General features: G+C 43.2%; 8 protein-coding genes and 1 tRNA gene. 6 read left to right on the top strand and 3 right to left on the bottom strand.

Annotated features, from left to right (window positions below; genetic code table 11):
* A partial coding sequence (locus tag QZZ43_RS16685) for a tRNA-dihydrouridine synthase (protein WP_291861708.1) occupies window positions 1-87 on the bottom strand: 87 nt, incomplete at its 3' end.
* 341 nt (window positions 88-428) lie between these two features.
* Here QZZ43_RS16685 and QZZ43_RS16680 point away from each other — a divergent pair.
* Window positions 429-2,435, top strand: a complete 2,007-nt coding sequence (locus QZZ43_RS16680; RefSeq protein WP_291861705.1) for a tetratricopeptide repeat protein — start codon at window positions 429-431, stop codon at window positions 2,433-2,435.
* Window positions 2,436-2,460: 25 nt separating this feature from the next.
* Complete coding sequence (locus tag QZZ43_RS16675; RefSeq protein ID WP_291861703.1) at window positions 2,461-3,210, top strand: LytTR family DNA-binding domain-containing protein; 750 nt, start codon at window positions 2,461-2,463, stop codon at window positions 3,208-3,210.
* Window positions 3,211-3,249: 39 nt separating this feature from the next.
* Here QZZ43_RS16675 and trpS read toward each other — a convergent pair whose 3' ends face one another.
* Together trpS and QZZ43_RS16665 are read right to left on the bottom strand one after the other, a co-directional pair.
* Window positions 3,250-4,239, bottom strand: a complete 990-nt coding sequence (trpS, locus tag QZZ43_RS16670) for a tryptophan--tRNA ligase (RefSeq protein WP_291861701.1) — start codon at window positions 4,237-4,239, stop codon at window positions 3,250-3,252.
* A gap of 89 nt (window positions 4,240-4,328) precedes the next feature.
* Window positions 4,329-5,309, bottom strand: a complete 981-nt coding sequence (locus QZZ43_RS16665) for an adenosine kinase (RefSeq protein ID WP_291861699.1) — start codon at window positions 5,307-5,309, stop codon at window positions 4,329-4,331.
* A 181-nt stretch (window positions 5,310-5,490) separates the two neighbouring features.
* On the opposite strand from QZZ43_RS16665, the gene QZZ43_RS16660 reads away from it, so the two are divergent.
* The 4 genes from QZZ43_RS16660 to QZZ43_RS16645 form a co-directional block, all read left to right on the top strand.
* A tRNA-Asn gene (locus QZZ43_RS16660) sits at window positions 5,491-5,564 on the top strand.
* 213 nt (window positions 5,565-5,777) lie between these two features.
* Entirely contained in the window at window positions 5,778-6,974 is a 1,197-nt protein-coding gene (locus tag QZZ43_RS16655) for a DcaP family trimeric outer membrane transporter (protein ID WP_291861697.1), read from the top strand.
* A gap of 4 nt (window positions 6,975-6,978) precedes the next feature.
* The gene (locus QZZ43_RS16650; RefSeq protein ID WP_291861695.1) at window positions 6,979-7,155 is read left to right on the top strand and encodes a hypothetical protein; all 177 of its coding nucleotides are present in this window, start codon (window positions 6,979-6,981) and stop codon (window positions 7,153-7,155) included.
* A gap of 162 nt (window positions 7,156-7,317) precedes the next feature.
* A partial coding sequence (locus QZZ43_RS16645) for a DUF4268 domain-containing protein (RefSeq protein WP_291861693.1) occupies window positions 7,318-7,685 on the top strand: 368 nt, incomplete at its 3' end.

Below are 7,685 nucleotides of genomic sequence, written 5' to 3'. Positions count from 1 at the left end.
ATCTGATGACACAAATTCTGTGTACATCAGGTCGGCACCATAACGCTTGCACAAATCGCGAAACATTCCGTCGGTAACATCTTCCATCGGGGCCAGAAGCAATGGTTCTGCTCTAAGTTGTAAATTCCCTATCTTCACTTGTATCTATTTTAGCCTGCAAAGATAACCCTTCATCAAAAAATGAGAAATGAGTTTGTGATGACAGGTAAAAAAAACTGTATTTTGGTGGACAATAAATTTAAATTTCCTCAAATTACGAGTTGAAAAATTTGAAACAGATGACCTGCTCACAATCATGCTGAATCTGCATTGTAACCGGTTGTTTGACACAAATGGGGAACGAAATATCTCTTTTTGGGATGCAGGGATCTTACTTTTTTAAGATCTGGATTTTTTTTGTTGGTGGCAGGATTTAAAATAAGTATAATATGGGAAGACTTCAGGGTTTGGTTTTTCTTTTCTTTCTATCAATAACTTCCTGTAGCTACTTTCAGGATGGAGACCAGCCGACGGAAGCATTGGTTGATAAACGTCTTCCGGGCACCGACTCCATGGTGGTAGAGCAGTTGATCGAGAAATCGTATAGTCATTACGGACAGGGAGGGGTACACATTGATATAAATGACAGTTATCTTGTAGAAGCAGAGGAAATTGCCCGGAAAAATAGCAATATCTCTCAACTTGCACGCATCTACAATCTTCTTGGACAGCGTTACCGAAACCGGGCAGATTACGGAGAGGCCATGAAATTTCATCAAAAAGCTCTTGAATTAGCCACCCGGGCAAATAATAACACTCTTTTGGCCAATGTTTACAACCAGATAGGAGTGGTTTATCGTCGTATTGATGACAATCCGATGGCCCTGGAGATGCACGTTAAAGCTCTTGGGCTGGCCGAAGAGGCAGGTGACTCGTTAACCATCGGTTCGGCAATCAACAGCATTGGAAATGTGAATTACAACCTGGGCCGCTACGTTTCGTCCATCGAATACTTCAATCGTTCACTCGGCATGTCACAGGCTCAGAATAATAAACTGGGTCTGGCTATCAATCACAACAATTTGGGGGAGTCACTTCTCAAAATGGGGCAGGTCGATTCTGCACTAAAACATTTCTTTACCTCGCTTGATTACAACTATCAGATAAACAGCAAGGTTGGGCAGTCCATCTGTTTTAACAGCATTGGGGGGGCTTACATTGTGCAAAATCGTCCGCATAAAGCGCTGGAATATCTTCAGAAGGCTTTATATCTGAATGAAGAACTGGGAGATCTGATGCAGGTGGCAATTAGTCATTCCAAGATAGGGGAGACTTACCTGGATATGGAAGAACTGGAAGAAGCAGAAAAGCACTTGAGGAAGAGCATGGAAATTGCTAAAAGTATTGGTGTTTTGTATCAGATAGAAGAAGGATCCAGGTTGTTGTCTGAACTATATGAAAAAAAGGGAGATTTTGGAGAAGCCCTGAATTTTTTCAAAACCGCAGCTACCTACCGCGATAGTATTATCAATACCAAGAATATTCACCACCTGGCTACTCAGGAGGCCATATTTGAGTCGGAAAGACAAAGAAAAAAGATTGACCAGTTGAACCAGGAAACCATACGTCAGAAGTCGATGCTGGATCGACAACGCTTTTATCTGCTGACCGCACTAATTATTGTGATAACCATCTCTTTTGCTATATTTATGATTGTGAGGCAACTGCAATTGCGAGGCAGATACAGAAATGTGCGTCATCAGCAACGCTTGTTACGTTCGCAAATGAATCCTCACTTTATCTTTAATGCCCTCAGTGCTATTCAGGTTTACATTCTGGAGCACGACATCGAAAAATCGTCCAGATTTCTTACCGATTTTGCCCGGTTAATGCGTCAGGTATTGAGGAGTTCCACGCACGATTACATCTCATTGAAGGAGGAGACGCAGATTCTGAAATATTATCTTGAATTGCAGCGGCTGCGCTTTTCAGAATCGTTTACCTATCAGTTGCACATCGACGAATCGCTGAAGATGGAAAGCATTAAGGTTCCTCCTATGCTTACTCAGCCATTTATCGAAAATGCAATAGAACATGGGATCAGACCTATTGGTACTGAGGGTCAGATCAAAATATCTTTCAGGAAAGATAAAAACCGTGTGGTGGTAGAAGTGGAAGACAATGGTATCGGTATTGATGCTTCGAAGCAGGCAAGTGAAAAAGAGAAAGGGCACGAATCAATGGCCATTAAAATTACTCGGGAGCGTCTGGAGATGTTGCGTCGCGACTCAGGGGGACGTACTGACTTGTCGATTATGGATAAAAAGCAGGTGAATCCTTTTGACCGGGGAACATTGGTCAGAATAATTATTCCTCTTGTGGAGGTCAACCAAAATGGAAAACCTGTTTACAAGCAAAAGAACAGACTTATTAAGCGGCAGCCCGTTTCCGTATAACTGTTTTACGGGCAAAAATTGTTACATGAAAAAGATTCTGATTGTTGAGGATGACAGGGTGATTCAGAAAATCGTGAGCGAGATTCTAAACCACCATTTCCCGGAGTTTCACCAGCTGGGGGCGGTTTCGCTTGTCTCCGATGCTCTTGAGATCATAGAAAAAGATGCTCCGGATCTCTTGATTCTCGACATTGCACTGCCCGATGGAACAGCCTTTGATTTGCTGCGAAAAACAGAGTTCTACAATTTCAAAGTGGTTTTTATGTCGGGCCATGAAGCTTTTCTTGAAGAGTCCATTCAGTTTTCAGCAGTGGGTTTTGTAAGGAAACCGTTCGAGGCTTCCGATTTGGTTTTAGCCATCGATAAAGCCTGTGAGGCCATTGATGAGGCGGATTACCACTACAAAATTGAAATACTTTTGACCAATGCCAATCTTCCTGCGTCATCACAAATGGTGGTTTTTCCAACCGAGGATTTTGATAAAGCGGTTTCTTTATCTTCCATTCTCTTTGGAGAAGCGGTGGCCGGCGGATGTATTATGCACACCGACATCGGAAAGCCGCTCTTTGTGCCGCGGCCGTTGAGACATTACGAGCAGCTTTTTGGGAATTACGGGTTTATGAGATGTCATCCTATGTATGTGGTTAATCTCAGAAAAATTGAGAGTCTGGATGAAAACAATACTGCCGTCTGGCTTGACAATGGGATGCAAATTCCGCTGGAGCTCCGGAAATATGAAACAGTAAAAAAGAGGTATTACGAGATTGTTCCGTAAATACCTCTTTGCGGTGATTGTTGGGGCTTAACTTATGACTTAAAACGGCTTAAAACCAATGATTTCTCTGACTTCTTTCACTGTTTTAGACGCACTTGCACGTGCTTTTTCTTTTCCCATTTCGGCCACTTTTCTTAAATAGGCATCATCTGCAGCAATAGCATTAATATTTTCCCTGATGGGAGTCGTGAAGTTAATGATGTCTTCGGCCAGCTTTTTCTTGAGGTCGCCGTAACGTATGGTGCATTTGGCATAGTCTTCTTTAAACTGGTCCAAAACTTCTTTTTGAGAAACCACTTCCATAATGGTAAAGAGGTTTTGTACAGGCTCGCTGACTTTGGAATTTTGCTCCGTGGGACCACTATCGGTCACTGCCTTCATTACTTTTTTGCGGATGGATGTCGGTTCTTCAGCAAGAAAAATACCGTTGCCTTCCGATTTTCCCATTTTCCCGGAACCGTCAAGTCCCGGAATTTTAATGAGGGATTCCCCAAAATTGAATGGCTGCGGTATGGTGAAATAATCTGTTTCGTATATTCGGTTAAACCGATTGGCAAATTTACGTGTCATCTCCAGGTTCTGTTCCTGATCTTTTCCTACCGGGACTTTTGAGGCCTGGTGAATAATGATGTCTGATGCCATCAGAACCGGATAAGTGAGCAATCCTGCATTGACATTCTCCGGCTGCTTACGGGCCTTATCTTTAAACGATGTGGTACGCTCCAGCTCACCCAGGTAGGCGTTCATACTCATTAAAAGCGTTAGTTCGGCCACTTCGGGCAGGTCGCTTTGAATGTAAATGGTTGCTTTCTCAGGATCGAGTCCTGCTGCCAGGTATTCTGCCAGAATCTGGCGAACATTTCCGTGCAGGTCACCTGGATGGGGGTGGGTGGTAAGTGAGTGGTAGTCAGCAATAAAAAAGTAGCAGTTGAAGTTTTCCTGCATTTTCAGAAAGTTTTTTACCGCACCAAAATAATTGCCAAGATGAAGGTTCCCTGTGGGACGAATACCACTAACAACTGTTTCCATAGTATATATAAATCTTATGATTGAATGTCTGTAAAGATCATTGCAAAATTAGCAAAATATAGAGAAATCTTCTTTTGTAGGTTGCCCGATTAATTCATCAGCGCTGCTATCTCTATTTTGATTTTTTTCCAGGTGTTATCATCCATCTTGGGGCCAATTACTTCAATGACTTTTCCGGCAAGCAGGGAGCCTATCTGGCCGCACAACTCCATGGAAAGTCCGTGAATCATTCCATAGAGGAATCCGGAGGCATAAAGGTCACCGGCACCTGTGGTGTCCAGACTGGTAGCCTGAATAGGGGAGATTTTTACTACCTGATCGTGATGCTTTATAACTGAACCTTTTTTTCCAAGCTTCAGAACGGTGAGGTTGCAATAGCCCGATATTTCATCAAGTGCCTTTTCTTCTTCCAGACCGGTGAAAGCTTTGGCTTCCTCTTCGTTGGCAAAGAGGATGTCCACATATTTTTCCACCATCTCGTGAAGAAAATCCAGGTTGTCTTCCACCACATTGAAACTGGCAAGGTCGAGCGATACTTTAAGTCCTTTTGATTTTGCAAGTTGTAATGCGTGATGGATTAATTCTCTGTTTTGAACCAGGTAACCCTCAATATGCAAAATGCTGTAACCATCAAACAGGTCATCGGGAATTTCATGGTAAGCGAGTTCTACGGCCGCACCCAGGAAGGTTGCAAAAGTTCGTTCCGAGTCGGGGCTGATTAATGCAAAAGCACGACCCGATTCTTTTTCACTTTCCAAAAGGTATGGTTTAATGCTTCTTTTTTCAAGGTCGGATCGAAAAAATTCTCCCCATTGGTCTTTGCCAACTTTTCCGAAAAAACCGGTCTCTACGCCCAGATTGGCCAGTCCGTGAATGGTGTTTGCAGCCGATCCTCCCGATGCCTGATTGCGTGGAAAGTCGCGTGTGGCAAGCAAAACATTGGCCACTTCTTCCACATCAACCAACTGCATGGAGCCTTTTGGGTATTTTAAATCCGAAAGGATGGTGTCGTCCTGTAAACGTGTTAGAATATCCACCAGCGCATTGCCCATCCCAATAACCTTACTCATAATGTTTTCTGTTTTGAATTTTTGGACTGCAAAGATGGGCATTTTTTTGGAATGCCGGAATTTTTAAAAAAAATGAGGGCAGAGTCTTGCAAAATTGAAATAAACCGCATATTTTTGCAACCGCATTGAAACAAAAAGCAACGGCTTTAAGAATGTTGAATCATTTGTTTTTATTTTTTATTCCTTAGTAGCTCAGTTGGTTAGAGCGGCGGACTGTTAATCCGTAGGTCGTAGGTTCGAGTCCTACCTGAGGAGCTGAAAGTCATCCTGTATTCAGGGTGACTTTTTTTGTTTAAAAACTATTGCTAGACCTTTTTCGTAAAAATTTTACTTTTCACTGGTAACCGGGGAATTTTTGGTTTTTAAAATAGATTGCTTCTTTTCAGTCACCATGAAGCAATTTCATTTTTTTCGATTAGCAGTGCTTACTTTTTATTAGTTGCTGTACTTAAATGTAATTTTAAGCTCATGAAAACGATTTTTTTGTTTGTGGTTCTTGCCATGTTGATACTCTGGAGTGCTAAAGCACAGGATTTTAAGTTTGATTTTCATGGATATGTTGGCGTGGATGCTGCTGCAAACAGTCGTGCTAGCGTGGAAGCGCGAAATCGACATATCTATTTGTATCCATTGCCTGAGTTACTCACAGAAACCGGAGAGGATGAGAACGATCGGTCTCAGTTTGACCTGGATGCAGCACACAGTCGCGTGGGGATGCACATTTCCGGGCCCGCATTAAAAGGTTTCAAAACTTCCGCCGTTTTGGAGGGCGACTTCTTAGGGAATGGCAACGGGGATAATAATTTCAGGTTGCGTCATGCGTTTGTGAAATTCTCCAGGGAAAAATGGTCGGTGACGGCCGGACAAACCTGGCATCCCCTGTTTCTTACCGAGAATTTTCCGGGAACTGTCAATGTTAATGCCGGATCTCCTTTTCATCCACTTATCCGAAGCCCTCAAATTCGGTTTACCTGGCAGGTAGCTGAGCAAACTCAATTGCAGTTTTTCATTGTGGAGCAGAATAATTTTCGCAGCACAGGTTTTGCCAATAGCAGTACCGAGCTCTCGGGGATGCCCGAACTGGATGTTCAGATGAAATGGGCAGGCAAGGGCGCATGGGCTGCGTTTACTGCTGGATATAAAACGCTGGCTGTTCCCGGTAGCTTCACCGAAGGAGCTTCTGTGGAGAAAGTTCCGGGATATCATTTCAATGGTTCATTCAGATACCAGTTTCCATCCTTCACGTTCAGAATGGAAGGAATCTACGGAAGTAATCTTTCCGAAATGGTCATGCTTGGAGGTGTGGGACAGTCAATTGCAGATAATGATTTTGTGGCCTTGGAAACAGGCTCTATCTGGACAGATATCCAGGGGAACAATACCGATGGATTTCAGCCTGGAATCTTTGCCGGCTATACAGCCAATATGGGTTCTGCTGAGGAGGTGGTGGTAGTATCTGAACTATCGCGGAGCAAGGGGCAGGTGGCCTCTGTTTTTGCCGTATCTCCCCGGGTAAAGTACCTTATGGGAAAAGCCTGGGTTGGACTGGAGTATTTGCTTACATCTGCCTCATGGGGAAACAATTTTGATAATTATGGTGTTCCTACCGATACCGACGATTACATAAATCACCGGGTGTTGTTATCTTTACGGTATAATTTTTAAGCTTATGAAGACCAAATTGGGAATTGTTGCTGTATTATTTGTCGTGATGGGATTTGGGATGGTGCATGGCGGCTCGCAGACCATGGAACGGATAGCTATCGGATTAATGGGAACCGGAATTGTCTATCTGCTTTATTTGTTGCTGTCGCAAAGGAAAAAGCAGAAGCAGCAGAATGATTGAATTCCTTCTGTTGAAAGTAGCGCATATTTTATTGAATCAGATACGGATTTTTGGAGTGAACCAAGTTGACGAAAGGTGGAATGCATTTTTTATATGTTAAAGGCCTAATTTGGTTCATTTTTCAACTGACATACATAGCTAATCATCAAGCGTAAAACGAACATGTTCAATAAGGAAGAAGCCAAAGAATTGCGTCTTGAATTCTGGCAAAAGTTGTCGAATCGTACCCGACGCCTGCCCGGCCAGAAAGGACGAAAGCGTTTGTGGATTGCAGGCAATACCGGGATCAAAGGTGTGGATCTTCGTTTTGATCCAAGTCGTGAAAGAATAATTGTGGCGCTGGAAATTAATATAAAAAAAGAAGAAGCTCGTTTGGCCCTTTATGAAAAACTGGAAGCGGCCAAAGGATTGTTCGAGAAACAATTCGAAGGTCCCCTTATCTGGGATTTTGCCTACACAAAAGACAACGGGCGCGAAGTGTGCAGGGTTTACGTGGAGCAGCCCGGGGATATGTATGTGAAGGAGAGTTG

The organism is Marinilabilia sp. (assembly GCF_016278715.1).
GTDB lineage: Bacteria > Bacteroidota > Bacteroidia > Bacteroidales > Marinilabiliaceae > Marinilabilia.
Note: the sequence above shows the minus strand (reverse complement) of the source record. Positions and strands in the feature narration are given on the sequence as shown.